Here is a 25,441-nt window from a genome sequence, read left to right on the forward strand (position 1 = left end):
GCGCCTGCCCGCCTGCTGCGCCCTGCCCGCCTGCCCGCCTGCCCGCCTGCCGCGCCCGCCCGCCTGCCGCGCCCGCGCCCGCCCGCCTGCCGCGCCCGCGCCCGCCTTCCGCCCGGGCCCGCCGCCGCCCGGGCTTTCTGGCCAGGAATAAAAAGATTTGAATGTATTGACTAAAGTTCCAGTTCTCCGAGGATGGGGAGATGCGTTCCCTCGTACGCGGTCTTCTCGCGCTCGGCGTCCTGCTGGCTCTCGTGTTCGGGCTGCCCGCATCGCCCGCCTCGGCCCACGGCACGCTGGCGATGTCCAACCCCGTGAACGGGGCGACGGTCGCCGCGCCGCTCGGCAGCGTCGAGCTCTACTTCACCGAGAAGGTGCGCGATGATGCGTACTTCGCGGTCACCGCGCCCGATGGCGGCCGGGTCGACAACGGGTGGGAGCACGCCTCGCCGCGGCCGCTGGACAAGCCGGTCACCGAATACTTCATGGAGAACGGCAAGTTCGAGCCCCGGGAGTACAAGACCGGCTTCCCGGCCCGAGTCAGGATCGCGCACCTGCCGGCCACGGGTGAGTACAAAGTGGAGTACCGATCCACGGCGTCGGACGGCGACCAGGTTCACGGGACGGTGACGTTCAAGTACACGGGACCGACGACGCCCGCGCCGGCCGGGTGGGCGCCGCCCGGCAGCGCCACGACGCCGGCGAAGACTGACGACAATGGTGGCGGGATCAACTGGCTCGCCTGGGCGGGTGGGGCTGCCGGCCTCGCTCTCGTCGCGGCCGCTGTCGTCGTGTGGCGCCGGCGCGGCTCACCCCTGCCTCGTCTCGCCCGCATCCCGGTCGCGCCGGTGGCCGTGGGCGGGGTGGTCGTCGCGCTGATCGGCGGTTATGCGCTCGGCCGGGCCACCGTGGCGAAGCCGGCCCAGGCTCCCGCGCCCGTGGCCATGACGGGCGCGGGCCCGCATCAGCACGGCGGCGGCGACGGCGGCACGGCCAGCGTCGACGCGCTGGGCACCGCGGTCAGCGACCAGGGTTACACGATCCAGCCCGTACGCCGGTCGCAGCCGAAGGGCAGCACGGTCGACTACACGTTCCGGATCGTCGGCGCCGACAAGCAGCCCGCCACCCGCTACTCGGTCGTGCACGACAAGCCGCTGCACCTGGTCGTCGTGGGCCGCGGCCTGACCGGCTTCCAGCATCTGCACCCCACGATGGCCCCCGACGGCCTGTGGTCGGTGCCGCTCACCCTGCCCGAGGCCGGCGCCTACCGCGTCTTCGCCGATTTCACCCTGGACAGTCCGGCCACCCCGCTGGTGCTCGGCGTCGACCACTTCGTGCCCGGCGACACGACCACGGCCGAGCTGCCCGCCCCGCAGACGATCGTCGAGGCCAAGCCGTTCCTGGTCTCGATGGAGGGCGACGCCAAACCCGGCGCCACGACCCCGGTCCTGTTCCGGGTCGCCCGCTCGGCCCCCGGCCCGGTCACGTTGGAGCGCTACCTGGGGTCGTACGGGCATCTGGTGGTGCTGCGCGAAGGGGACCTGGGCTATGTCCACGTGCACCCCGACCCGGAACTGACCGACGGCGCGATCCGCTTCAACGTCTCCCTTCCGGGCGCGGCCCGCTACCGGGCGTTCCTCGAGTTCCAGGTCGACGGGAAGGTGCACCGAGCCGAGTTCACGCTCGACCCGAGCTGAGACCGTCCCGCAGGTAGGCCGTCAGGCGGCGTGCGGTTTCGACGTCGGCGGCCAGCGCCGCCCCTCGGGCCAGGGTGAGCACGTCGGTGGCGGTGAGCCCCGTCCGCAGGTCGCCGCGCGCGCCCTCGACCAGGTCGGCGGCCACCGCGTTGATCGACGCGTGCCATGCCGCGAACCGGGGCCCGCGCCGCCCGCCCGGCCCCTCGGTGGCCGCCAGCGCCAGCGGCCGTTTGGTCGCCACGTGCACCACGAAGGCGTCGAGCCAGGCGAACAGCGCGTCCAACGGCGGCGACGCCCGGCCGACCTCGGCGCCGTACGCGCACAGGGCCGCCACCTCGTCGGCGTAGACGGCGGCCAGCAGATCCTCGCGGGTGGGGAAGTGGCGGTAGAGCGTCGCGTTGCCCACCCCGGCGAGCCGCGCCACCTGGTCGAGCGAGATGTCGCTGCCCTCGCGCTCCACCAGGTCGCGGGCGGCCGTCAGCAGCACGGCGGCGTTGCGGGTGGCGTCGGCACGCTTGCGATCCGGGGACATCCCCACTTACGGTAGCAGGACAAGGCAGGGAGGACCGCCATGACGTTCACCGCGGACGACCGGACCGCCGTCCTCGACCTGATCAACCGGCACGGGCATCTCTGCGACGCCGGCGACTTCGAGGGCCTGGCCGCCCTGTTCACGCCGGACGCGACCTACGACGTGACCGCCCTCGGCGGCGGCGTCCTGGCCGGCCCGTCCGCTCTGCGCGAGGCCGCCCTGGCTCTGGGCGACGCCAACCCGGTCGCCCACCATGTCACCAACGTCGTGCTCACGGAGGCGACCGGCTCGCAGGCGAGGGTCGTCTCGAAGGGGCTGGGCGTGATGGCCGACGGCACGGTCAGCAGCGTCACCTACGACGACACCGTGACGCTGACCGCCGAGGGCTGGCGCATCGCCCACCGGACGGTCCGCCCCCGCCGCCGGCCCCTGCACGCCTGAGTGTCAGGTCGCCCGGTCCACCGCCGCCGTGGCCTGGTCCTGGAGGGCCGCTCGGACGAACGGGGGGAGCGGCGCCGCTTCCAGGGCGGTCAGGGCGGCCTCGGCCCGTACGCGGATCATCTGTTCGATCTGGGTCAGCGCGCCCGTCTCGACGATGATGCCGCGCAGCTCCTCGGCCCCGGAGGCGTCCAGGTCGGGGTTGCCGAAGAGCACGGCCAGGCGGGCCGCCTGGTCGCGGGTGGCGGCGTCGCGGGCCAGGGCCATCATCACCGTCGGCTTGCCCTCGCGCAGGTCGTCCAGGGTCGACTTGCCGGTCACCGTCGGGTCGCCGAAGACGCCCAGCACGTCGTCGCGCAGCTGGAACGCGTCGCCCAGCGGGTCGCCGAAGTCGATGAACGCGGAATACAGCGAGCGGGGCGCGCCGGCCAGCCACGCGCCGATCTGCAGGGGGCGGGTGACCGTGTAGCGGGCGGCCTTCATCCGGATCACGGTCAGCGCGCTGGCCACCGAGCCGTCGCCCACCCCCGAGACCAGGTCCAGATATTGGCCGGCGATCACCTCGGTGCGCATCAGCGCGAACGCCGCGTACCCCTGGTGGATCTGTTTGGGCGGCAGCCCGCACTCGTGGAACATCTGCTCGGCCCACGCGGCGCACAGGTCGCCGCAGAGCAGCGCGGTGTTGCGGCCGAAGGCCAGCGAGTCGCCGCGCCACGAGTGCCGGTCGTGCAGGGTCGCGAAGAAGCGGTGCATCGACGGCTGGCCGCGGCGCCGGTCGCTGCCGTCGATGATGTCGTCGTGGATCAGCGCGAACGCGTGGAACAGCTCCAAGGCGGCGGCCGCGTTGACCACTTCGTCGCAGTCGTCGCCCCCGCCGCCGCGCCAGCCCCAATAGCAGAATGTCGGCCGGATCCGTTTGCCCCCGGCCAGAATGAACCGCCGCAACGAGTCGAGCGCGCCGCGCGGGGCGCCGTCCGGCCACGACGGGTCCTGCCGGTCGATGAAGGCCGCGAGCGCCGTGTCGAAGCGTTGCCGCAATTCGGCGGTGGCCGGCGCCCGCGTCACCTCGAGCGTCATGACAGCCCCGCCAATCCGAGCAGCAGCCCTTTCACCTCGGTCGCGGACACCTTTTCCCGTACGGCGGAAGGGTCCGAACACAAAAGCACCGGGGCGTCCTTGGCCGACGTGGGCAATCGGCCGTGCGACCCGCGGACGGCCCGCGCCCCCGCGTCGAGCCCGATCGGGTTCATCACGTAGCGCAGCCCCATTTTCTTGCGGGCCACCGCGGCGATCGCCCGGCGCTGGGCCGCCCCCGGATTGGCCGGGTCGAAAAGCAGCTCGGCCGGGTCGTATCCGGGTTTGCGGTGAATCTCGACGCTGCGCGCGAAGTCGGGCGCCCGCGCGTCGTCGAGCCAGTAGTAATAGGTGAACCAGGCATCCGGCTCGGCCACCAGCACGAGCTCACCCGAGCGCGCGTGGTCGAGACCGGCTTCGACCTTGTCCACCACCGTGTCGACGCCGGGCAGGGCCTCGCACAATTTGGTCACGGCCGGGATGTCGGCGGGATCGCGCACATAGACGTGCGCCACCTGGTGGTCGGCCACGGCGAAGGCCCGCGACACCCACGGATCCAGATACTCCATACCGTCCTGGGTGTAGACCTCCAGCAGCCCCTCGGAACGCAGCATCCGGTTGATGTCGACGGGCTTGCTGACGTCGGTGATGCCGTATTCGGAGAGCGCCACCACGGTCGTGTCCGGCAGCGTGAGCAGTGGCGCCAGCACGTCGTCGAGCGCCGCCGCGGCGTCGGCCGCCTGGGGCGAGGACGGGCCGAAACGCTGCAGGTCGTAATCCAGGTGCGGAATGTAGACCAGGGTCAGGTCGGGATCGCGGGTCTTCCGCAGGTGCAGGGCCGCGTTGACGATCCACTGCGACGACGGCATTCCCGCGCCCGGTCCCCAATAGCTGAAGAGCGGGAACGGCGGCAGTTCGTCGTGCAGTTCGGGCGGATACGTGTAGCAGTCCGGTTCCTTGCGGCCGTCGGCGCGATAGATGGGCCGCGGGGTGATCGTCCAGTCGACCCGGGCGCCCATCGCGTACCACCAGCAGACGTTGGCCACCGTGAAATCCGGGCGTTGTCTGCGGGCCGCGTCCCAGATCTTCTCGCCCTCGACGAGCGCGTTGTGCTGCCGCCAGAGGAACACTTCGCCGAGCTCGCGGAAATACCAGCCGTTGCCGACGATGCCGTGACCCGAGGGCAGTTCGCCGGTAAGGAATGTGGACTGCACGGAACAGGTCACGGCCGGCAGCACGGTGCCCAATGGCGCCTGGAATCCGCGTTCGGCCACTGCCCGCAGCTTCGGCATGTGAGCCAGCAACCCCGGTGTCAGCCCGACCACGTCAAGGACGATCAGTTTGCTCATCGAGCGGCCCCTTCCATCGACAGCAGATTCCTCGCGAAGGCCAATTCCGCCGCGATGCCGTCGGCCAGTCCGGCCGCGTCGCGGGGTCGCTGTTCGAGTGGCAGAACACCCCAGGTGTACGTCTCCACGTCGTAATGCGCGCAGTCGGACGACGCGAGCAATTCCCGGATCGCGGTGCGCAGCACGGGAACTGTCGACGTCAACGGCGCCACCGGTTCCGCGTGCAGCGGCACGTGATAGTGAATCCGCCACGGCCCCGGCAATTTCCGGTCGAGGGCCGCATCCAGATCGTCCGTCGCCTCCCCGCCCCGCGAGCGCGTCTGATGCAGAAACCGCGGTTCCACGTACGCCTGCAGGACGTCGGCCGTCTCGAGCGGCGCGTCCGCCTGCAGCGCCGCCGACACCTGCACCTTCACGACCGGCACCCCGGCGACGCGCAGCCGCTCCAGGGCCTCGGCCGGCTCCTCCCAGGCGACCGCGAGATGGGCCAGGTCGAGGCAGACGCCGAGCCGCTGCGTGTCGACCCCGGCCAGCAGCGCGGCCGCCTGCGTCGTGTTCTCGATCAGGCACCCCGGCTCGGGCTCGAAACCGACCTTTACCGTACGGCCGGTCTCCGCCTCGATCCGGGCCAGTCCCCGGGCCAGCTCGTCCAGGTGCGCGAACGCGGCCGCCGCGCGCGAGCCGTCCCACGGCGTACGCCAGGCGATCGGCAGCGACGACACCGAGCCGTACGGGGTCTGGTCCGGCATCAGGTCGACGAGGACGCGCGCGAGCTGCAGGGTGTAGTCGAGCCGCTCGCGGGAGGTCCAGTCGGGGTAGTAGACGCCGAGCTTCACCACGGGGGCCTGGAACGCCTCGTACGGGAAGCCGTTGAGGGTGACCACCTCGAGCCCGCGCGCGTCGAGCTCGGTGCGCAGCCGCCGCCGCTCCGAAGGGCTGGCCGCGAGCCCGGCCGCCGCGGGGGCCGCCAGCCACAGTCCCAGGCCCAGCGTGTCGGCGTCGAGGCGCTGCCGGATCGGGAGGGCGTACGTGTCGAGCTGCTCGATGATGCCGGCCAGATCCTCGGCCGGGTGCACGTTGGTGCAGTAGCTGAGGTGCATCAGCTGCCTCCGCGCAGGATCGAGTTGCCGGCGAAGGTGGCTTCTACCTCGGATTTGTCCGAAATATCCAAGCGGCCCGACTGCGAATAGAACGCGACCGGGTTCTGCCACAGCACCCGGTCGACGTCGTCCTCGGAGAAGCCCGCCTTGAGCATCGCCTCGCCAGTGCGCAGGGTAAGCAGCGGGTCCGATTTGCCCCAGTCGGCGGCCGAGTTGATGAGCACCCGCTCGGGCCCGTACTCCTGCAGGATCGTCACCATCCGGTCCGGCGACATCTTCGTGTCCGGATAGATCGAGAACCCGGCCCACACTCCCGCGTCCTTGGCCGCCGCCACGGTCACCTCGTTGAGGTGGTCGAGCACCACCCGGCCCGGGTCGATGCCCGACTCCTTGATCACGTCGATGCTGCGCTGGGTGCCGCGGGCCTTGTCGCGGTGCGGCGTGTGCACGAGCGCGGGCAGCTCGTGGTCGAGGGCCAGGGCCAGCTGCGCCGCGAACGCCTCGTCCTCGGCCGGCGTCATCGAGTCGTAGCCGATCTCGCCCACCGCCACCACGCCGTCCTTGGCCAGATAGCGCGGCAGCAGGTCGAGCACCGGCCGGCAGCGCGGATCGTTGGCCTCCTTGGGGTTGAGCGCGATCGTGGCGTGATGCCGGATGCCGAACTGGCTCGCCCGGAACGGCTCCCACCCGATGATCGAGTCGAAGTAGTCGGTGAACGAGCCCGGGCTGGTGCGCGGCTGGCCGAGCCAGAACGCGGGCTCGACCACGGCCAGCACGCCCGCCTCGGCCATGCGCGCGTAGTCGTCGGTGGTGCGCGACGTCATGTGGATGTGCGGGTCGAAGATGCGCATCAGGCCTCCTTGAGCTGGTCGAGCAGAGCGAGCGCGTCGGGCGGCATGTCCCGCCCGGCGGCCGCACGTTCCTGGGCGAAAGCGCGCAGCATCGCACCGAGCTCGGCGTCGGCGCGGTCGTGCAGCCGGTGCACTTCCTTGAGCGGTACGCCCATGAACACGCACTTGAGCACGGCCTGGCGCCACGCCTCCTGGCCCAGCCGATCCGCGTACGGGCCGAGGGCCGCGCTCACGAGCCGCGTGTCGTTGGTGCGCAACGCGTCCTCGAGCAGTGGGACGCCACTGTCGCCGATCGGCAGCAGCGGCAACGCTTTCAGCACGGCTAGCTTCTCCGCCGTGTCCCCGTAGCGATACGCCTGCAGCACCTGATCGGCCGGGGAGACGGACAACAAAAGTGCCCGCGCCGCCTCGTCGGTGGTCCAGCCGCCGGTCAGCGGTTCCCGCCCGTAACGCCGCCCGGCCGCCGGAAACAACCCGGCCACGGTTTCCGGCTTGTCGGCCACCCGGCGCAAATCGTCGGTCAGCCGTTCATTGCCCGCCAATTCGCTTTTCAACTGATCCAATGTGGTCATGCGCGGTCTCCTGCCTCTTTGAGGGCGTTGCGCAGGAAGTCCAGTGATTGCGCGGCGATAGTCGGCGCCGCATGCGAATGCCGCGGCAACTCCACCGCGACCAGCCCCCCGTACGAGGCCTCGAGCGCCGCCAGCACCGGCGGGAACTCGATCTCACCGGTCCCGAACTCGAGATGCTCGTGCGTGCCGCGTCGCATGTCGTCGATCTGCACGTTGACGAGATGCTCGGCCACCGCGGTCACACACTCGGCCACCGGCAACGGCTCCAGGCACCGGCAGTGTCCGATGTCGAGCGTTATCCCGAAGTTCGCGGGCCGCCCCAAGTCTTCGTACAGCCGCCGCCAGTCCGCGATGTCGTTCACGAGCATCCCCGGCTCCGGCTCGAATCCCAGCGTCACCCCGCGCTCGGCCGCGAACTCAACGATCCGCCCCGTCCCGTCGACAAGCCGATCCCACCGCTCGGCGCTCCCGATGCCCGCCCAGAACGAGACCGCTTGCGCCCCCAGATCGGCCCCCACCCGTACGGCCTGGCGCAGGTATTCAAGGCGCAGCGCCGGGTCGTCGTCCATCAACGTGGGCGAGTGCTTACGCCAGGGATCGAGTAGATAACGCGCCCCGGTCTCGATGACCACACCCAGCCCCAGCCGCTGCAACTCCGCGCCTACGACTTTGGTCCGCCCGGCCAGATCCGCCTCGAACGGATCGAGATGATTGGTGTCGAGCGTCAGCGCCACCCCGTCGTACCCGAGCTCGGCAATGACCCGCAGCGCCTCCGGCAAGCGATGGTTGCCAAATCCGTTGGTCCCGTAGCCGAACTTCATGCGGGGAACTCCTTCCGGCCCGGCTCGTCCTTCTCCACGCTCATGTCGGCGAGACCTTTCGCGCCAGGCGCCGGGCCAGCGGCGCGACAAGAGCAAGCCCAATCCCGTACGCGGGGGAGCCGGCCTTAGCGGTCAAGGCGCCCTGCAACGTCGGCAGATCGGTGATCCCGGCCCCGACCGCCGCCCGAATCCGGCCCGCCGTGGGCTCGGCCGCCGCCTTGACCTGCGCACTCCCGTATCCGACCGCATACCAAGCCGCCAGCAACCCGGCCGGCCCCGGCTTCTTTCCAGCAGTCGTGGCCGCCAACGCCACCGTCCCCGCGAGCGTCGTGAGGGGGAGCGCGGGAGTCGCCCCCTCAACCTCTCGACGGGAGAGTTCGGTGACCGTGTAGGTGTGCGCGGCCACGGTCAGCGCGGCCGGCACGGCGTCCCGCATCCGGCCGCCGCTTGCGCCCAGCAGCACGTCGAGCCCCCGGCAGGCCGCCATGAAGGCCGGCCCGGCCGGAGTGTTCTTGGCCCACAGGTCATAGGCCCAGACCGCCCCGGCCAGCGGCACCGCGACCGCCGCCGCCCGCCGGCCCCCGGTCAGCGCGGCCAGCCCGACCCCGGCCGCGGTCAGCCCCGCCGCCACGAGCGCGGCGTGTTTCGGTTGCACCCGCCCCGACGGGATCGGCCGCTGCGGTCGCTCCCGCGCATCCACATCACGGTCGGCCCAGTCGTTGGCCGCCATCCCACCCCAGTAGAGGCAGACCGAGGCCGCGGCAAGGGCAGGCGTGGCGGGCCGCACTCCACCGGCCGCAGCCGCCCCGGCGATGAGATCCCCGGGCACGGAGAGGGCAGCCGGCGCCCGGACGAGCTCCGCCAGATCCCGCCAGGCCGGCCATCCACCCCGCGATGATCGACTGCGCAACGCGGGTGTCCGTTGGTTGTTCGTTTGCGCGTTGGCCGCCGCGATCGGTGGGCTGCCGTTGAGCGAGGTCGAGCGACCGTTGACGTCAGTCATTGGCGAGGCCTCGCACGAAGGCGGCCAGCCGCCCCCACTGGTCGGCCAGGCCGTGGGGGACCTCGCCGATCGGGTCCTTGAAGAAGAACGCCAGGTCGGTCAAAGGGCCGGTGCGGCCGGCGGCGTGGGCGGCCGCGGTGAGCCGGGCCAGGTCGAGGATCAGCGGGGCGGCCAGGGCCGAGTCGCAGCCGTGCCACGAGAATTCCATGCGCATCTGGGTGCCGAGGAAGCCGCTGAACGTGATCAGGTCCCAGGCCGTCTTGAAGTCGCCGATGTCGTCGACGTATTCGATGTGGCTGCTGCCCTGCGGCTGGTAGCCCAGCGTCTCCTTGAGCACCCGCTGCTTGCTGCCCGACTTGGCGGCCCGGGCGGCGGGATCGGCCAGGTTGGCCCCGTCGCCGCCGCCCAGCAGGTTGGTGCCGGCCCACGTGCGTACGCGCAGGTGGCGCATGGCGAACATGGGGGCCAGCACCGACTTCACCAGCGTCTCGCCGGTCTTGCCGTCGTGTCCCGCGTACGGCAGTCCGGCCTCGGCCGCCAGGGAGACCAGGGCGGGCAGCCGGGCCCCGGTCGACGGCGTGAAGTCGACGTAGGGGCAGCCCGCGCTGAAGGCGGCGTACGCGTACAGGGAACTCGGTGGCAGGATCGAGGACGTGGCCATGGCGGCGCGGAGAGCCTCGAGCGTGTCGAAAGCGGGATGCGGAACGATGATCGGCTCGGTCGACGAGACGTTGACGACCACGACCCGTTCCAGGCCGCGGCGGCGCCGGAAGTCGTCGATGTCCTGCGCGATCAGCCGCGCGGTCTCCAGCTGGTTGGGAGCCGACGGCACGGGCCGCAGCTCGCGTTGCAACTCGTCCAGCTTGTCGGCCACGGCCGCCGCCGGGCGTGCGGGGAGCACACCGGCGGCGACCAGGTTCTCGACCTTCTTCTCCAGGGTGATGTCGCTGATGTCGTGGCCGCCGAAGACCAGCTCGCTCAGCCCGGGCAGGGCCGGCGAAGCCAGCTCCGGCAGCTCGGTGACGCACCCCAGGGGCTCGGCGAGCCCGGCGCGTAGTGCGGTGGCCCCGACCATGCTGGTCACCGCCACAGATCCTCGTGCTCCGATCAACCACACGCCGGTCGTCATCCTGACCCCTTTCCGAACTGCTTAGTTGCCGTAGACCTCGAAGTTGTAAAGCGAGTAACCCCAGGCGGTCGCGCGTTGCGTTCCATAAATACGGACATATCGCGCCTGGGAGCTCAGGCCGGTGTGGTCGTCCTCGCCGCCGTTGGCACCCGTGACCGACCGCGCGGTGGTCCAGGTGGTGCCGTCAAGAGAGGTCTGGATCTGGTAGGCCGACCCGTAGGCGGCCTCCCACTGAAGCCGCACGCGGCTCACCGAACGGACAGCGCCCAGGTCGACCCGGACCCACTGCGGGTCGCTGAAGGCGCTCGACCAGCGGGTTGTGGTGGAGGCGTCCACCGCGTTGGCGGCCGGGTACGAGGCGTTCTCCACGCTGGACGCCGTGGCCGGCTTGTTCAGCGACAGGTTCGTCGCGGGCGGCTGCCCGGTCAGCTCCTTGATCCGGATGTTGCGGAAGGACGCCTGGTCGCTTGCGCCGTGGTTCTGGATGCCGATGTAGCCGTCCAGGTTGCGGGCCGGGTCGGCGTTGGTGAAGTCGTTGATCAGCTTGCCGTTCAGGTAGACGCGGATCCGCTGACCCTCGACGAGCAGCTCGTACGCGTTCCACTCGCCGGCCGGGTTGAGCGCCGCGTCGCGGGCGGCCAGGTCGGCCGACTTGAACGTGTAGATCGCGCCGGTGGTGCGGTCGGCCGCGTCGGTGGCGTCGATCTGCACCTCGTAGCCCTGGTTGACGGCCACCCACGGGTCGTTGCCCGGGTTGGGGAAGCCGACGAAGATGCCCGAGTTGCTGTCGCCGGTCAGCCGCCAGTCGGCCTTGAGCGAGTACGACGTGAACTGCTTGGCCGAATACCAGAACAGGCCCATGCCGCCGGTCGAGCTCAGCGTGGCGTCGCTGTTGGTGAAGCTGCCCGGCCCGGCCTGCGACCAGCCGGTGGTGCTGCCGTCATAGAGCTTCGTGTAGCCGCTCTCGGGGCGGCAGTCGGCCTTGGCCCGGTTCGACGCGTAGCGCAGGCCGCCCAGCAGGTGGGTGCGGAAATTCGCTTCCCCGTACGAGGCCTGGGTGTGCCCGAAGCCCGTGTACCAGGAGCGGCCGCTGTCCACGGTCTTGCACCACGCGATCGGGTGGTCGGCGCCCATGTTGCCGCCCGAGTACGTCGACTCGTCCAGCGTGGCCAGCACGTGGGCACTGCCGCGCGGGTTGCTCTGGTAGTTGTAGAGCTCGTCCGTACGGGTCCACGCCTGCGGCAGGTGCGCGCTGCTCGGGTGCCCGCGGTCCTCGACCCGCGCGGTGACCTGCTGGATCGCCGGGTGCGAGTGGAAGTACGCGCCGACCAGCTGACCGTAGAAGGGCCAGCCGTACTCGGTGTCGGCCGCCGCGTGCACCCCGACGTATCCGCCGCCGCCACGAACGTACGACTCGAAAGCGGTCTGTTGGGTGTCGTTGAGGATGTCACCGGTCGTGTTGAGGAAGACGACCGCCTCGTACTGGGCCAGGTTGCCCGTCGTGAAGGCGCCCGCGTCCTCGGTGGCGGTGACCGTGAAGTTGTTGGCCGCGCCCAGGTCGCGGATGGTCTGGATGCCGACCGGGATGGCGTCGTGCCGGAACCCGGCCGTCTTCGAGAAGACCAGGACGTCGTACGGGGAATCGGCCGCCGAAGCGGGACCAGCCGTGAACGTGCATGCGGCTAAAGCGATCAGTGTCGCCGCACCTGCTAGGACCTTGCGCATGAAGCGAGCCTCCTGAAGCGGGGGAGGTGGGCGCCCGCTTGGGGGAGCGGGCGCCCACACTCGACGGGGAAGGATCAGCTGCCGTAGACCTCGAAGTTGAAGAGCGAATAGCCCCAGGCGGTGGCCCGGGTGGTGCCGTTGACGCGCACGTAGCGGGCCTGGGCGTTCAGACCGGTGATGTCGTCGGACCCGCCGTCACCTCCGGTCACCGAGCGGGCGGTGGCCCAGGTGGTGCCGTTGGTGGACGTTTGGATCTGATAAGCCGAGCCGTAGGCGGCTTCCCACTGAAGACGGACGCGACTCACATTGAAAGCAGCGCCGAGATCGACCTGGATCCACTGCGGATCGCTGAAGGCGCTCGACCACCGCGTCGTGGCCGAGGCGTCCACCGCGGCCGAGGCCGGGTAGGTGGCGTTCTCGACGCTGGAGGCGGTGGCCGGCTTGTTGAGCGACAGCAGACTGGCCGCCGTGCCGGTGGCGAAGGAGAAGCTGTCCACGTCGAACAGCGCGCCCGTAGTGCCGCCGGCGAACGTCAGGTAGAGCGACGTCGTGCCGGCCGGGGCCCCGCTGATCGCCCCAGTGACGTTGACGAACGTGTCCCACGAGCCGGTCGGGGCCACCGCGGCCGAGCCGATGACGGTTCCGGTCGGTGATCCCGTACGGACCTGGAGCGTGCCCCCGATGCCGGCCGAGGAGACCCGGGCCGTGAACGAGGTGGCGTTGTTCAGCTTGTACGGGTCGAACTGGATCCAGTCGCCGTTGGTGATGTCGCCGACCGTCTGCCCGCCCTCGGCCGTCGTCTTGGACATCTTGGCCACGCCCGACGACGTCTTGTAGTGCTCGGCCTGCCGCTTGCGGGGCGCCAGGATGTGCTGCGCGTGCGTGGTCAGGCCGCCCTTGTCCGTGTACGCCGCGTCGAAGATCGGGAAGATGTTCGCCGCGTCGTCGTGCTCGCCGTCGGTCGGGATCGTGATCGTGCCCGAGCAGCCGGTCTGCGACGTGATCTGGTGCGCGTGCTGGTCGTGCCCGAGCACGTAGGCCATCGTCACCTTGGTGCAGTCGATCGTCCCGTCCTCGGGGTCGGTCACGGTGACGCTCCACGGGATGCTGTCGCCGAACGACGCCAGCTGCCCCGCGGCCGGGGAGTTGATGGTCACGGTCGGCGCGGTGTTGCCGACGCTGATGCTCACGCTCGACGTGCCGGTCGCCCCCTGCGGGTCCCGTACGGTCAAGGTCGCGGTGTAGGTGCCGTTGGTGGCGTACGTCTTGGCCGGGTTGGCCGCCGTCGACGTGGTGCCGTCGCCGAACGCCCACGAGTAGGTGAGCGCCCCGCCCTCGGGATCGCTGCTGCCCGCCGACGAGAACGTGACCGTCAGCGGCGCCGCCCCGGAGGTCGGGGTCGCACTGGCCACCGCGGTCGGCGCCCGGTTGCCGCCGGCCACGTAGTCGTAGCGGTAGAGGGCCGAGTTGGCGTCGCCGTTGAAGTAGCCGGTGCCGTAGTCGAGGACGTAGAGCGCGCCGTCGGGGCCGAACGCCATGTCCATGACCTGCTTGCCGTTCCACGGGAACGTGTCGATCGCGCCGTACGTGCCGTCGGCGTTGACCACGGTCGGCTTGATCCAGCCCCGGCCGAACTCGCCGGCGAAGAACTGCCCGTCGAAGACCTGCGGGAACTTCGTGGTGGAGGGGTTGCTCGCGCTGTACCGGTAGACCGGGCCACCCATCGGCGACTCGGAGCCCCCGCCGAACTCGGGCGGCGAGCCCGCGTCCCCGGCGTACCGGATCCAGGCGGGTTTGGCGGCGGGCAGCGTGCCCAGGCCGGTGTTGCGGAACGAGTTGTTCGTCGGGCCGCCGGTGCAGTTGTATTTGGCGCCGCCGGTGCCGGCCGCGAAGTCCCATTCGTTGTACGTCTCGGCGCTGGTGTTGGTGCCCGTGCAGTAGGGCCAGCCGTAGTTGCCGGGCGCGGTGACCCGGTTGAACTCGACCTGCCCGGACGGGCCGCGGGTGGCCGACGACGTGCCCGCGTCGGGACCGTAGTCACCCACGTAGACCGCGCCGGTGGCCTTGTCCACACTGATCCGGAACGGGTTGCGGAAGCCCATCGCATAGATCTCGGGCTTGGTGTTGGCGGTGCCCGGCGCGAACAGGTTGCCCGCCGGGATCGCGTACGTGCCGTTGGCGTTGGGCTTGATCCGCAGGATCTTGCCGCGCAGGTCGTTGGTGTTGCCCGCGCTGCGCTGGGCGTCGTAGACCGGGTTGCGGTTGGTGCGCTCGTCGATCGGGGAGTAGCCGGCCGAGTCGAACGGGTTGGAGTCGTCGCCGGTCGAGATGTAGAGGTTGCCGGCCGCGTCCCAGTCCATGTCGCCGCCGACGTGGCAGCACATGCCCCGGTCGGTCGGCACGTCGAGCACGTTGACCTGGCTGGCCGTGTTCACGGTGAAGTCGGCGTTGAGCGTGAACCGGGACAGCCGGTTGACGCCGGCCCAGGTGGCCCAGGTGGCGGCCGTGCCGGTGGCCGGGGCGTCGCCCGCGGGCGTGCTCAGCGGGGGCGCGTAGAAGAGGTAGATGTGCCGGTTCGTGGCGAAGCCGGGGTCGACCGCCACGCCCTGCAGACCCTCCTCGTCGTGGGTGTAGACGGGGATGGTCGCGATCACTGCCGTGTTGCCGCTGGCGTCCGTACGCCGGAGCGTGCCGTTACGCGCGGTGTGCAGCACCGAGCGGTCGGGCAGCACGGCCAGGCTCATCGGCTCGCCCGTCTCGGCGACGCCCTTGGCCAGCGTGACCTGCTGGAAGTCGGCCGGGTTGATCACCGCGGAGGCCGGCGTGGCGGCGACACTGAGGACGGTGGAGAGGAGCAGAGCGGCCGTACTCATCGTTACTAATCGATGGGTGAAAGTCCGTTTGTTCACGTGGTCCCTTCCTGACTGGGGATTGCCAGGCGGGCTTCTCCGGCATCAGCGGGGATCTGATACGCGCCGGAAACATTCCCGTAGTGGGCCTTGAGGTTATGAACTTCGCGACGGTCCTGTCCAGACTTTCGGATCGATCAGCATAACTTTTGCAGCATCAGTCGAAAGCTGCGCCGGGGTCTTCACGGCTTGAAATAAGCCGGACCGTGAACGTCGTCCCGACGTGCTGCCGGCTCTCGACCTCGATGCGGCCGCCGTGGTCGGTGACGATCCGATGGGCGATCGTCAGGCCCAGGCCGGTGCCGCCGGTCGCGCGCTGCCGGGCGGGGTCGGCCCGCCAGAACCGGTCGAACACGTGCGGCAGGTCGCTCGCGGCGATGCCGACGCCGGTGTCCTGCACGGTCAGCACGCCCTCGCCGCCCTCGGCCCGCACCCGTACGAGCACCTGGCCCTGCTTGTCGGTGTAGCGGATCGCGTTGGTCAGCAGGTTGCCCAGCACCTGGCGGATCCGGTCCTGGTCGGCCTCCACCCAGACCGGCGCCGACGCGTCCACGGTCAGCGCCACCTGCGCCTCGGCGGCCACCGCCCGGTGCGCGGTCACGCTGCCCGAGGCCAGCTCGGCCAGGTCGACCGGCGCCTTGGTGTAGCCCAGGTCGCCCGCCTCGGCCAGCGCCAGCACCTGCAGGTCGTCCAGGATCCGGCTCTGCAGCATCGTCTCCTCGTGCAGCGAGACGAAGAGCTCCCGGCTCGGCTCGATCACGCCGTCCGAGAGGCCCTCGAGATAGCCCCGCAAGTTCGACAACGGCGTACGCATCTCGTGCGCGACGTCCGCGATGAGCCGGCGCTGCTGCTCCTCGCTCTGCTGCACGGCCGCGGCCATCGAGTTGAACGAGGTGCCCAGCCGGGCCAGCTCGCCCCGCCCCTTGATCCGCACCCGCGCGTCGAGCTGACCCGCCGCGAGCATCTGGGAGGCCCCGGTGAGCCGCCGCACCGGGCTGCTGACCTGCCGGGCGATCAGGAACGTGCCGATCAGCGCGACCACGATCAGCCCGGCCGCGCCCGCAATGCCGGGCCGGCCGAACTCCGCGAGGTCGATCCCGCCGCGGCCACCCAGGTAGAGCTCGAGCGGGACGGCCGCGCTGGTCACCACGGTGTCCGTGTAGGCCTGGCTCACACAGGTGATGATCTCCTTGGCGCTCGGGCTGGGCGCGGCGCCCGGCGCACGGATCCGGTCCGGCAGGAAAGCAGTGTCCTGTCGCACGCCGGCGCACTGGAAGTAGAAGTCCCAGTAGCTGAAGAACCATTCGTCGTCGCTCAGCACCTTGGTCAGGGCGCGGCGGGTGCACTCGGGCGAGCGTTTCAGCTGATCCGGCGTCACGTACGGCGCGGACGCCAGGCCCAGGGCGTCCTCGTCGCCGAGGGTCTCGTTGAGGCAGCGCACGAGCACCAGGCCGGTGCGGAACTGGGCGGCCTGCCGGAGCACCAGCGCCGCCGTGGTGCCGAAGAGCGGATCGGTGGGTGTCGCGCCGAAGATGTTGCTCGGCACCAGCCTCAGCTTCTGATAGGTCGCGGGGCTGATCTGCCGCCGCGCCTCCGCCTCGGTCATGACCAGCGGGACCGTGATCGGCGGGAGGGCGTCGATGGGGTACGCGATCGGCTGCACCGGCCCGGACGCCCGCTTGGCCTGGATGTCCGAGTCGACCAGCACGATGCCGTCGTCGGCCGTCTGCACCCGGATGTGCAGGCCGGTGCGGTCGGACAGGTCGGTGACCAGGCCGTCCAGCCCCGGCCAGCGGCCATGCGCCCGCCCGAACTCCTGGATCTCCTCGACGATCTCGGCCCGGTACAGGTTCTGCGACTCCACCGCCTTGGACACCTCACGCTGGGTCAGCTGCAGGGTGAGGAACGCGGTGGCCCCGATCGCGCTCACCGCCACCAGCATCACCAGCGCGAAGATGCGTACGCGGAAGCTCAAGACTCGCCCATCCGGTAGCCCCGGCCGTACACGGTCTGCACGTAGCGGGGCTCGGCCGGGTTGTCCTCGATCTTGCGGCGCAGGTTGACGATGTGCGCGTCGACCGTCCGGTTGGACACGTCGTGCTCGAAGCCGAACGTCTTGTCGATGATCTGGCCGCGGGTGAACACCCGGCCCGGCTCGCGCGCCAGCAGCTCGAGGATGCCGAACTCCTTGGCGGTCAGGGTGACGGCCGCGCCGCGTACGCGAACCTCGAACCGGCCCGCGTCGACTTCCAGCTCACCCACCCGGAGCACCGACGACGGGCCTTCGGCCTTCCCCGTACGCCGCAGGAGCGCCCGCACCCGGGCGGTGAGCTCGCGCGGGCTGACCGGCTTGGGCATGTAGTCGTCGGCGCCGATGTCCAGGCCCAGCAGCATGTCGTTCTCCGACGAGCGGGCCGTCACCATCAGGATCGCCACGTTCGACTCGGCTCGCAGGATCCGGCACACGTCCAGCCCGTCGACCAGCGGCATCATCACATCGAGCACGATCAGGTCGGGCTTGCGGGCCCGGGCCACGTCGAGCGCCGACCGGCCGTCACCGACAGTGATGACCTGGTGGCCCTCGCGCTCCAGATAGAGCCGGATGAGCTGGGCGTGCTTCGGGTCGTCGTCGGCCACCAGGATACGTGCGGTCACGCTCGCGATTCTGACCTCTCCGCACCACCCCGGCCAAGAAATGTTGGATTCCCGTGAAGATCCCGGCCGATTGCCGTGCGGCCACAAGTTCTTCACAGGTCGCCCCGCACGCTGCCGGAGCAACGCCAACGGGAGGAGCCGACATGTGTGGGTTGAACGTCTTTGTGAGCAGCCGGCCGGCCGCCGGAGCGCCGGACCCGGCGTCCCAGGCCGCCTTCGCCGCCGCGCTCGAGACGATGCACCACCGCGGGCCGGACGACACCCGGGTCGAGTTCGCCGACGGCGCCGCGTTCGGCTTCAAGCGGCTCGCGATCATCGACCGCACCGAGGCCGCCCAGCCCGTGCACTACCGGGACCGCTGGACCGTGGTGTTCAACGGCGAGATCTACAACTACCGGGAGCTGCGGGCCGAGCTGATCCGCGACCACGGCGCCACGTTCGCTACCGAGGGTGACAGCGAGGTGCTGGCCGCGGCCTTCCACTTCTGGGGCCCGGCCGCCCTGCCCCGGCTGCGCGGCATGTTCGCCTTCGCCGCGTACGATCACTGGACCGGCACCCTGCACGCCGCCCGCGACCAGTTCGGCATCAAGCCGCTCTACATCCTCGAGACCGTGGACGGGCTGTTCCTGGCCAGCGAGCGCAAGGCCCTGCTGCCGTTCAGCGGCGACTCGGCCGCGCAGCTCGACACCGACGCGCTGGCCCACTACTTCACGTTCCAGTTCGTGCCCGACCCGCAGACCCTGCACCGGCAGATCCGCCGGCTGCCCCCGGGCCACCGCCTGACCTGGTCCGCCGCCGGTGGCCTGCGCCTGGACCGCTACTTCCGCCCGTCGCTGCGGCCCCGTACGTCTTCGACTTTTGTGGAGGACATCCAGCACGCGCTGCGCGACAGCGTCCGCGCTCACCTGCACGCCGAGGTGCCGGTCGGAGCCTTCCTGTCCAGCGGCGTCGACTCGTCGGCCATCGTCGCGCTGGCCCGCGAATACAAGCCCGACCTGCACGTCTTCACGGCCGGGTTCGCCCACGAGGGCTACTCCGAGATCGACATCGCCCAGGACACGGCCCAGCAGCTCGGCGTACGGATCACCCCGACCGTCGTCACCGAGGACGACGTGATCCGCGAGCTGCCCCGCATCGTGCAGCTGCTCGACGACCCGGTCGCCGACCCGTCCCTGATCCCCCTGTATTTCCTGGCCCAGACCGCGTCGCGCTACGTCACCGTGGTGCTCTCCGGCGAGGGCTCCGACGAGCTGTTCGGCGGCTACACGATCTATCGCGAGCCCGCGTCGCTGGCCGGCATCGAACGCCTCCCCGCCGGGATGAAGAGGGGACTGCGCGGCCTGGCCCACGCCATCCCCGAGGGTGTCCGCGGCCGCAGCTTCCTCGAACGCGGCACCACCCCCATCGAGGAGCGCTACTACGGCAACGCCCGCATCTTCACCCCCGAGGAGAAGGCCGAGCTGCTGCGCTTCACCGCCGAACCCCACACGTCGATCACTTCCCACCTGTACGCCGAGACCGCCGACGTCGACGACGCGACCTCCATGCAGTACGTCGACCTGCACACCTGGCTGCCCGGCGACATCCTGGCCAAGGCCGACCGCATGTCGATGGCCCACTCGCTGGAACTGCGTGTCCCCTTCCTCGACCAGGCGGTCTACGCGGCCGCGGCCGGCCTGCCGACCGAGCTCAAACTCCCCTCGAACAACAAGCACACCACCAAGCACGCCCTGCGCGAGGCCATGCGCGGCATCGTCCCCGAATCCGTCCGCGAACGCCGCAAGCTGGGCTTCCCCACCCCCACCCGGCTGTGGCTGAAAGGCGGAATCGGCGACTGGGTGGGCGGCCTGATCTCCGGCTCGGCCCCCCGCCACCTGATCGACGTCGACTACGCCCTGCGCCTGCTCACCGACCACCGCGCCGGCACGGCCGACAACTCCCGCAAGGTCTGGGCGGTCGCCATGTTCGCCCTGTGGTGGGCCATCAACGTGGACGGCACCATCCGCCCCGAACCCGCCCTCATGGCCCCGCCCCAGCCGGCCGGAGACCGATGGGCGACAGTTATGACTGGCCAGTAGCTTCCGTGGCTACCATCCAGCCATGCCTTCACAGCTCGTCGATGCGCAGCAGATCCAGGGCAACATCCTTCGCCCGTTCGGCGGCGCCCACCAGGCGTTCGTGGCGCTGTCATTCCGCAACAACCGGCCCGCGGCCCGCCGCTGGCTGACCGCTGCCGCCGCTCGCGCGACCGGCACCGACCAGGTGCCGGGCCGCGGCCAGGACCGGCTCGAGCCCGGCCGCTCGCTGCTCAACGTCGGCCTCACCGCCACGGGCCTGGTGCTGTTGCACCCCGAGACCGCGGACCGGCTGGCCGCCTTCGTCGCGTTCTGGCACGGCCCGCTGGGCCCCCGCGTCGACGACAACGACCGCCTGACCACGGCGCCGGCGCTGCTCGGCGACACCGGCCCCAGCGACCCGTCGCACTGGGTGGTCGGCGGTCTCGGCCGCCCGGTCGACGCCCTGCTGACGCTCGCGGCCGGCGACGAGGAGACCATCAAGCAGGCGGTGCTGGCCGAGCAGGCCGCAGCCGAAGGCTTCGACGTGCTGTTCGTGCAGCACTGCGAGGTGCTGCGCGACGACCGCGGCCGGCGGGTCGAGCACTTCGGCTTCACCGACGGCATCTCCCAGCCCGGCGTCAAAGGCTTCCCCGACGCCGAACCGGCCCGCCCCGGCTCCCCGATGATCGCCGCGGGCGAGTTCATCCTGGGACACGTCGGCGAACGCCGGCCCCAGTCGTGGATGCCCCGCCCGGTGCCGCCGGCCTGGATGCACGGCGGCTCGTTCCAGGTGTTCCGCCGCCTGCGGCAGGACGTCGCGGGCTGGCGGCGGCGGCTGACCGAGGTGGCCGGGGAGAGCGGCGACCCGTCGACGATCGCCGCCCACGCGCTCGGACGGCATCTGGACGGCCGCCCCCTCGCCGCGCCCGGGGCCAGCCTCGAGAAAGAGAACGACTTCACGTACGACGAGGACCGCGACGGCGAGAAGACCCCGCTCTACGCCCACATCCGCAAGGTCAACCCGCGCGAGGACGTGATCTTCCGCGACCGCGGCCACAAGATGCTGCGCCGCGGCATCCCCTTCGGACCCACATACGACGAGGACCCCGCCACCGACCGCGGCATGATCTTCAACTCGTACCTGACCAGTATCGAGGACCAGTACGAGTTCGTGCAGCGCCGCTGGGCCAACGACCCGGGCTTCCCGTCCAGCTCGCTGGCCAAGTACGGCCGCGTGCCCGCCACCCCGGCCCGCATCGACGGCCTCGACCCAGTGCTGGGTGACAGCCGCGGGACGGCGGAGAGCCGGCTGCCCGCCGAGGTCTACGACAAAATCAAGGAGCCCGCATTCGGCGGCTTCGTGACAACGACGGGCGCGGTTTACGCCTTCGCCCCGTCCCTGGAGGCGCTGCGCAAGCTGGCCGGCGACGACTCCCTGGCCGGCTAAGCAGCCCTGGTCTGCCGCGGCGCCCGGTCGATACGCTCCAGCAGCGTCTCCAGACCGGGCCCGCTGTCGGCAACGATCCACTGGGGAAGCGCGGGCAGCGGCGCACCGGGCGGCAGCCTTACGCCGGTGAGCCTGAGATAGGCGTGCCGGTATTCGAGGCTGGGGGCCCGCGCGTACAACCGCCGGTAGATATCCGCCGCCATCCGTCGAGCGTCGTCGTCAGTCGGGTCGGCCTGCCACGCCGCATCCATGAGGGCCGCCACCTCATGCGGTTCCGACCACGTCTCGGCTGCTTTCCGCAGTCTTTCAGCGGCCGCCATCGCGTCGATCTTGCGAGAGTCGATTTGCAGTCGGATCGACAGGATGAATGCCGTTACCCGCGTGTCCCGCTCATCGTGTTCCTCGGCGATGTTCAGCGCCTCGGAGTTCAAACGTTCCGCTACTGCTGGACGGCCGGCACTCAGATGGAGCCTGCCTAGACGATAGAGCGATTCGCAGAGGTAGTAGGGCGCTTCCAGTTCGCGGGCCATCAGAACGGCACGCTCCAGCAGACGCTGTGCCTCTGCTGTCCGGCCCTCCGCTGCGGCGATCGCTCCGAGCCCGGTCACCTTGTCGACGACAGACGCCCAGTCCCGTAGTTCAACGGCGACTCGCAGCGAGCTCAGCGCACAAGCTCGGGCTCGACTGAAGTCGCCCTCCTCGCGATAGATCTCACCCATGTTCCCAACCGTGATGCTGGCGGTGTGCCGTGCCCCAATCGCGCGTGCCACGTCCAGCGCCCGGCGATAAGACGCAATTGCCTGCACATGATCAGCGTTACGCACGAATGCCCAGCCCAGGTTGTTCGCGCCGTGCAGCATCCAATAACGGTCGCGGGCCTGCTCGGCCGTGCTGAACGCCTGGCGCAAACTGTCGAGCGCATTCTCCGACCGGCCGGTATTGAGATAGCACAAACCCAGATGGTTGAGCGCGGCGCACATCGCCGGCAAGTCACCCGCAGCGGTCGCCATCGCCAGATGTCGCTCGGCCGTGGCGATCGCCTCGGCGTATTCCCCTTGGCGGAACAGCACAAAAGTCATCCTGTCCATGGTCCGCGACAATCCACTGGCATCGCCGAGGCTCTGGAATCCCGCGAGGGCACTCCGTAGCCAGTCGAGGGCCTCGGCGGGCTTACTTGTGTAGATCAGCAGATCGCCGAGTTGCCGCTGGCCGGCTGCGACGATGTCACGGCGCCCGGTCGCCTCCGCGGCCCGCATTGCCAGTCGGTAGTGTCGCTCGGCCTCGGCCCACTGACCGGTATGGTGCTGCACGGTGCCGATCTCCACGTGCAATGCAGCCTGCTCCGCCTCTGGTAGCAGGGGAAGCAGCCGTCCGTAGTACTGGGTCGCCGCCTCATTCGCGAAGATTGCCTTCGCGCGGTCCCCAGCTGCCCGGAACCAGATCCGCTGTTTATCGGTTCGGTCGGTGCGGGCGTAGTGGTGGGCGAGCAAGTCGACATACTGGGCCAACCGATCGGCAAAAGCCTCTTCTACAAACAAGCCGGCTTGCTCGTGCAGGGCGGACCGGGTGTCGTAGGTGATGCTTTGATACGCCGTCTCCTGCGTGATCGGGTGCTTGAACTCGTACTCCGGCTCAGGTCCCTCATTGACGCGGGGAGTGATATCGAGCGAATGAAGATGCCGAAGATGTGTGGCAACCTGCTGCGATGAACCAGCCTTCGGATAGACCGAAGCGATCCACGGCGGCCGGAAGCGCCGACCGATCACGCTGGCCACCTTGATTGCGGCCTTCTCGTCATCGGTGAGTTGGTCGATGCGAGCCATCACCAGACGCTGGAGGCTGTCCGGCAAATGGAGCGCGGCAAGTCCGGCCGCATTAGCAGGGTCGAATCCGTTGCCGTGCAGGTAGGCGATCAATTCCTCGATGTAGAACGCGTTTCCTCGCGCCTGTTCGTCGACCTGCTCGACCACCCGTGCCGAGATCACGGCGTCCCGACCGTAGCGTTCTCGCAGGCACAATGTGGCCAACCGCTGCGCGTCAGCGCTCGTCATCTGAGTCAGTGGCATTTCCACCACGTGATCGGCCCCAGAGAGCGTGCCCGGTGTCAACTCGCGTGAGGTTGCCACGAGCAGGACCGGAAGATCGGCCAGACGAGCGGCCAGCAAGTCGAGCAAGCTCAGGGAAGCGGGGTCGATCCAGTGGCAATCTTCGAGTAACAGGACCAGTGGGGCGGCTTGGGCTCGCTCCCGGAGGATGGCGATCAGGATCGAGCGCAGCAGCACATCGCGTCCTGCCTGGTCGAGCTGGGCGGTGAGTTCGTTGTCCGCCATCGGCAGGTCGACCACCGCGGCTACCAACGGTGCACGCTGGCCGGTTTCGTCGTAGCGAGAGACCCGAGCAGTCAGCGCCACCCGCTGCTCCTCGAGTGGCAATGAAGCATCGATGTCCAGCAACTCGCGCCAGATCGAGCGCCACACCAGGTAGCTCGCATTCGTTCCATGCGAACGGCAACTACCGCTGTAGCCCGTGAAACCAAGTTCGCCTGCTATCCGGCAGGTCTCAGCGGCGAGACGAGATTTACCGATGCCAGCCTCGCCATGCAGCCAGACGACGCGGCCGCGGCTTGTGCGCACCTCGCTCACGAGTTGTTCGAGTCGCGCCATCTCACTGGCGCGTCCAACCAAGGCGCTGGACGCGGGCGAAGGGAGTTCGCCTGGCGGCGTGGACTCCAGCACCGAGCGCACGATCCAAGACTGGACCGGCATGGCCTTACCCTTGGCGGCCACCTCGATGGGACCTTCGGCTTCGACCACGTCGCTGACCCGCTCAAAGGTGGATCGGTCGACGAGCAAATGTCCAGGCGGCGCAGCCTGCATCAGCCTTGCCGCCAAATTGACCGCGTCGCCAACTACGGCATACTCGCGGCGTACGTCGGAGCCGACTTCACCGCAGAAGACCGGCCCGGTAGTCAGTCCCCCTCGGCCGGTCCCGCCGGGCAGCGCGAGGAGTTCGAGGCAGCAGCGAAGTGCCCGTTCCTCGTCGTCCTCGTGACTTACCGGAGTGCCGAAGACGGCGACCAGCACAGTGCCCTTGTCATCGGCCATGAGATGACGCAGGTGGCCGCCGTAACGGTCGATAACGGCCACTCCAGCGGCCAGATAGCGCTGGAGGGCCTCCACGGTCTCGCGATTGTCGATGGAAAGGTCGGGCAGGCGGACGAAGGCCGTAGTGACCTTGCGGTGCTCGTTGACCAGTTCGTGCCGCCCCGACCTGAGTCTCGTCCGGATAGCCGGGTGCAGGAAGGGTTCGACGAGTCGCTCGAGCTCCGCACTCCTTGACTCTGCGTAGATCGCCGGGCCGGATGTCGCACTCTTCACAGCCGGTTGATCGGCTATCAACCGCAACTCCGCGGCTGCCACGATTTCACCCCGCTCGGCACGATGCAGAGCAGCGACCGCGTCATCGAGCGCCGGGCCGGCAATGAGGTGCTGCAGGCGGGTCGCTGGGTCCCCGAGCAGCATCAGAAGCAGCGGGCCCGCAGCCATCCCGATTCGGATGGTGAGCGAACGGGCGCCGTCAGGTGTCGACACCGGAACGACAGAGGCAGTAGCTTCGCGTATCAACTCGGCACAGCGGATCGCGCGGCGGGCAACAGCGGCTGCGGTTTCCGGTGTGTAGTCGAACATTCCGACCAGGGCGTCGCCCGCGAAGTCGACGACACTGCCGCCCGATTCGGCAATCGCGTCGGCGGTGACCTCGAACCAGCGGTTGATGATGCGAGTCAATTGCTCGGTGCCGAAGCTTCCCGAGCCCGCGAAGCTTTCGGTAAGTGCTGTGAAACCTACGACGTCGGCGTAGAGAACAACGGCATGGGCACGCTGCGTGACTGGCGGAATGCTGACACTGTCGGCTGTCAGCAGCAGCCGTAGAACGTGTTCGGGCAGGTAAGAACGCCAGGTCGCAGCCAATGCATTTACGATCTGTGATGAGGAGATAACCGGGAGTTGCTCGGTCACGCCTTGTGTGGCCACCTCTCGGATCCTACTGTCGGGGATCAATCATCACTCTCGGCGCGACTGTCGCCA

General features: G+C 69.7%; 18 protein-coding genes. 4 read left to right on the plus strand and 14 right to left on the minus strand.

Annotated elements, in window-relative coordinates; translation table 11 throughout:
- Positions 1–200: 200 nt before the first annotated feature.
- Positions 201–1,694 carry a copper resistance CopC family protein gene (locus JKJ07_RS14075; RefSeq protein ID WP_202991962.1) on the plus strand — a complete coding sequence of 498 codons (1,494 nt, stop codon included), beginning with the start codon at positions 201–203 and terminating at the stop codon, positions 1,692–1,694.
- On the opposite strand, the gene JKJ07_RS14080 is transcribed toward JKJ07_RS14075, so the two are convergent.
- Entirely contained in the window at positions 1,675–2,226 is a 552-nt protein-coding gene (locus JKJ07_RS14080) for a TetR/AcrR family transcriptional regulator (protein ID WP_202991963.1), read from the minus strand. The genes JKJ07_RS14075 and JKJ07_RS14080 overlap by 20 nt on opposite strands.
- A 39-nt stretch (positions 2,227–2,265) precedes the next feature.
- On the opposite strand from JKJ07_RS14080, the gene JKJ07_RS14085 reads away from it, so the two are divergent.
- A complete protein-coding gene (locus JKJ07_RS14085) occupies positions 2,266–2,667 on the plus strand; it encodes a nuclear transport factor 2 family protein (RefSeq protein ID WP_202991964.1) in 402 nt (133 codons plus the stop codon).
- Positions 2,668–2,670: 3 nt separating this feature from the next.
- Here the strand turns inward: JKJ07_RS14085 and JKJ07_RS14090 are convergent, their stop codons facing one another.
- From JKJ07_RS14090 to JKJ07_RS14145, 12 genes are all read right to left on the minus strand, one after another.
- Positions 2,671–3,741, minus strand: a complete 1,071-nt coding sequence (locus tag JKJ07_RS14090; RefSeq protein WP_202991965.1) for a polyprenyl synthetase family protein — start codon at positions 3,739–3,741, stop codon at positions 2,671–2,673.
- Positions 3,738–5,087, minus strand: coding sequence for an alkaline phosphatase family protein (locus JKJ07_RS14095; RefSeq protein WP_202991966.1), 1,350 nt, complete (start codon positions 5,085–5,087; stop codon positions 3,738–3,740). The genes JKJ07_RS14090 and JKJ07_RS14095 overlap by 4 nt, the downstream gene beginning before the upstream one ends.
- Positions 5,084–6,187, minus strand: a complete 1,104-nt coding sequence (gene eboE, locus JKJ07_RS14100; RefSeq protein WP_202991967.1) for a metabolite traffic protein EboE — start codon at positions 6,185–6,187, stop codon at positions 5,084–5,086. Before eboE ends, JKJ07_RS14095 begins: the two co-directional genes overlap by 4 nt.
- The gene (locus JKJ07_RS14105; protein WP_202991968.1) at positions 6,187–7,038 is read right to left on the minus strand and encodes a TatD family hydrolase; all 852 of its coding nucleotides are present in this window, start codon (positions 7,036–7,038) and stop codon (positions 6,187–6,189) included. The genes eboE and JKJ07_RS14105 overlap by 1 nt, the downstream gene beginning before the upstream one ends.
- On the minus strand, positions 7,038–7,610 hold the full coding sequence (locus JKJ07_RS14110) for an EboA domain-containing protein (protein ID WP_202991969.1): 573 nt from the start codon (positions 7,608–7,610) through the stop codon (positions 7,038–7,040). The genes JKJ07_RS14105 and JKJ07_RS14110 overlap by 1 nt, the downstream gene beginning before the upstream one ends.
- Positions 7,607–8,431, minus strand: coding sequence for a sugar phosphate isomerase/epimerase family protein (locus JKJ07_RS14115; RefSeq protein ID WP_202991970.1), 825 nt, complete (start codon positions 8,429–8,431; stop codon positions 7,607–7,609). Before JKJ07_RS14115 ends, JKJ07_RS14110 begins: the two co-directional genes overlap by 4 nt.
- 40 nt (positions 8,432–8,471) lie before the next feature.
- Positions 8,472–9,434 carry an SCO3242 family prenyltransferase gene (locus tag JKJ07_RS14120; protein WP_202991971.1) on the minus strand — a complete coding sequence of 321 codons (963 nt, stop codon included), beginning with the start codon at positions 9,432–9,434 and terminating at the stop codon, positions 8,472–8,474.
- A complete protein-coding gene (locus JKJ07_RS14125) occupies positions 9,427–10,563 on the minus strand; it encodes an inositol-3-phosphate synthase (protein ID WP_202991972.1) in 1,137 nt (378 codons plus the stop codon). Before JKJ07_RS14125 ends, JKJ07_RS14120 begins: the two co-directional genes overlap by 8 nt.
- Positions 10,564–10,584: 21 nt before the next feature.
- Entirely contained in the window at positions 10,585–12,288 is a 1,704-nt protein-coding gene (locus tag JKJ07_RS14130; RefSeq protein ID WP_202991973.1) for a ThuA domain-containing protein, read from the minus strand.
- Positions 12,289–12,362: 74 nt separating this feature from the next.
- Positions 12,363–15,161: a PQQ-dependent sugar dehydrogenase gene (locus JKJ07_RS14135; RefSeq protein WP_236028971.1), complete on the minus strand. Its 2,799-nt coding sequence runs from the start codon at positions 15,159–15,161 to the stop codon at positions 12,363–12,365.
- A 193-nt stretch (positions 15,162–15,354) separates the two neighbouring features.
- Entirely contained in the window at positions 15,355–17,172 is a 1,818-nt protein-coding gene (locus JKJ07_RS14140; protein ID WP_202991974.1) for a sensor histidine kinase, read from the minus strand.
- On the minus strand, positions 17,169–17,861 hold the full coding sequence (locus JKJ07_RS14145) for a response regulator transcription factor (RefSeq protein WP_202992587.1): 693 nt from the start codon (positions 17,859–17,861) through the stop codon (positions 17,169–17,171). Before JKJ07_RS14145 ends, JKJ07_RS14140 begins: the two co-directional genes overlap by 4 nt.
- A gap of 134 nt (positions 17,862–17,995) precedes the next feature.
- Here JKJ07_RS14145 and asnB point away from each other — a divergent pair, with 134 nt between their 5' ends.
- Together asnB and JKJ07_RS14155 are read left to right on the plus strand one after the other, a co-directional pair.
- Entirely contained in the window at positions 17,996–19,930 is a 1,935-nt protein-coding gene (gene asnB, locus JKJ07_RS14150) for an asparagine synthase (glutamine-hydrolyzing) (protein ID WP_202991975.1), read from the plus strand.
- A gap of 22 nt (positions 19,931–19,952) precedes the next feature.
- Positions 19,953–21,356 (plus strand): Dyp-type peroxidase, encoded by a 1,404-nt coding sequence (locus tag JKJ07_RS14155; RefSeq protein ID WP_202991976.1) that lies wholly within the window; start codon positions 19,953–19,955, stop codon positions 21,354–21,356.
- Here the strand turns inward: JKJ07_RS14155 and JKJ07_RS14160 are convergent.
- Entirely contained in the window at positions 21,353–25,372 is a 4,020-nt protein-coding gene (locus JKJ07_RS14160; RefSeq protein WP_202991977.1) for a tetratricopeptide repeat protein, read from the minus strand. The two genes, JKJ07_RS14155 and JKJ07_RS14160, sit on opposite strands and share 4 nt — an antisense overlap.
- Positions 25,373–25,441: the final 69 nt, after the last annotated feature.

It is taken from the genome of Paractinoplanes lichenicola (genome assembly GCF_016785085.1).
GTDB lineage: Bacteria > Actinomycetota > Actinomycetes > Mycobacteriales > Micromonosporaceae > Actinoplanes > Actinoplanes lichenicola.

Bases quoted from the DNA above. Each gene is read 5' to 3' on its own strand.
- JKJ07_RS14075 (WP_202991962.1), top strand. From the start codon at position 201: ATGCGTTCCCTCGTACGCGGTCTTCTCGCGCTCGGCGTCCTGCTGGCT.
- JKJ07_RS14080 (WP_202991963.1), bottom strand. From the start codon at position 2,226: ATGTCCCCGGATCGCAAGCGTGCCGACGCCACCCGCAACGCCGCCGTG.
- JKJ07_RS14085 (WP_202991964.1), top strand. From the start codon at position 2,266: ATGACGTTCACCGCGGACGACCGGACCGCCGTCCTCGACCTGATCAAC.
- JKJ07_RS14090 (WP_202991965.1), bottom strand. From the start codon at position 3,741: ATGACGCTCGAGGTGACGCGGGCGCCGGCCACCGCCGAATTGCGGCAA.
- JKJ07_RS14095 (WP_202991966.1), bottom strand. From the start codon at position 5,087: ATGAGCAAACTGATCGTCCTTGACGTGGTCGGGCTGACACCGGGGTTG.
- eboE (WP_202991967.1), bottom strand. From the start codon at position 6,187: ATGCACCTCAGCTACTGCACCAACGTGCACCCGGCCGAGGATCTGGCC.
- JKJ07_RS14105 (WP_202991968.1), bottom strand. From the start codon at position 7,038: ATGCGCATCTTCGACCCGCACATCCACATGACGTCGCGCACCACCGAC.
- JKJ07_RS14110 (WP_202991969.1), bottom strand. From the start codon at position 7,610: ATGACCACATTGGATCAGTTGAAAAGCGAATTGGCGGGCAATGAACGG.
- JKJ07_RS14115 (WP_202991970.1), bottom strand. From the start codon at position 8,431: ATGAAGTTCGGCTACGGGACCAACGGATTTGGCAACCATCGCTTGCCG.
- JKJ07_RS14120 (WP_202991971.1), bottom strand. From the start codon at position 9,434: ATGACTGACGTCAACGGTCGCTCGACCTCGCTCAACGGCAGCCCACCG.
- JKJ07_RS14125 (WP_202991972.1), bottom strand. From the start codon at position 10,563: ATGACGACCGGCGTGTGGTTGATCGGAGCACGAGGATCTGTGGCGGTG.
- JKJ07_RS14130 (WP_202991973.1), bottom strand. From the start codon at position 12,288: ATGCGCAAGGTCCTAGCAGGTGCGGCGACACTGATCGCTTTAGCCGCA.
- JKJ07_RS14135 (WP_236028971.1), bottom strand. From the start codon at position 15,161: ATGAGTACGGCCGCTCTGCTCCTCTCCACCGTCCTCAGTGTCGCCGCC.
- asnB (WP_202991975.1), top strand. From the start codon at position 17,996: ATGTGTGGGTTGAACGTCTTTGTGAGCAGCCGGCCGGCCGCCGGAGCG.
- JKJ07_RS14155 (WP_202991976.1), top strand. From the start codon at position 19,953: ATGCCTTCACAGCTCGTCGATGCGCAGCAGATCCAGGGCAACATCCTT.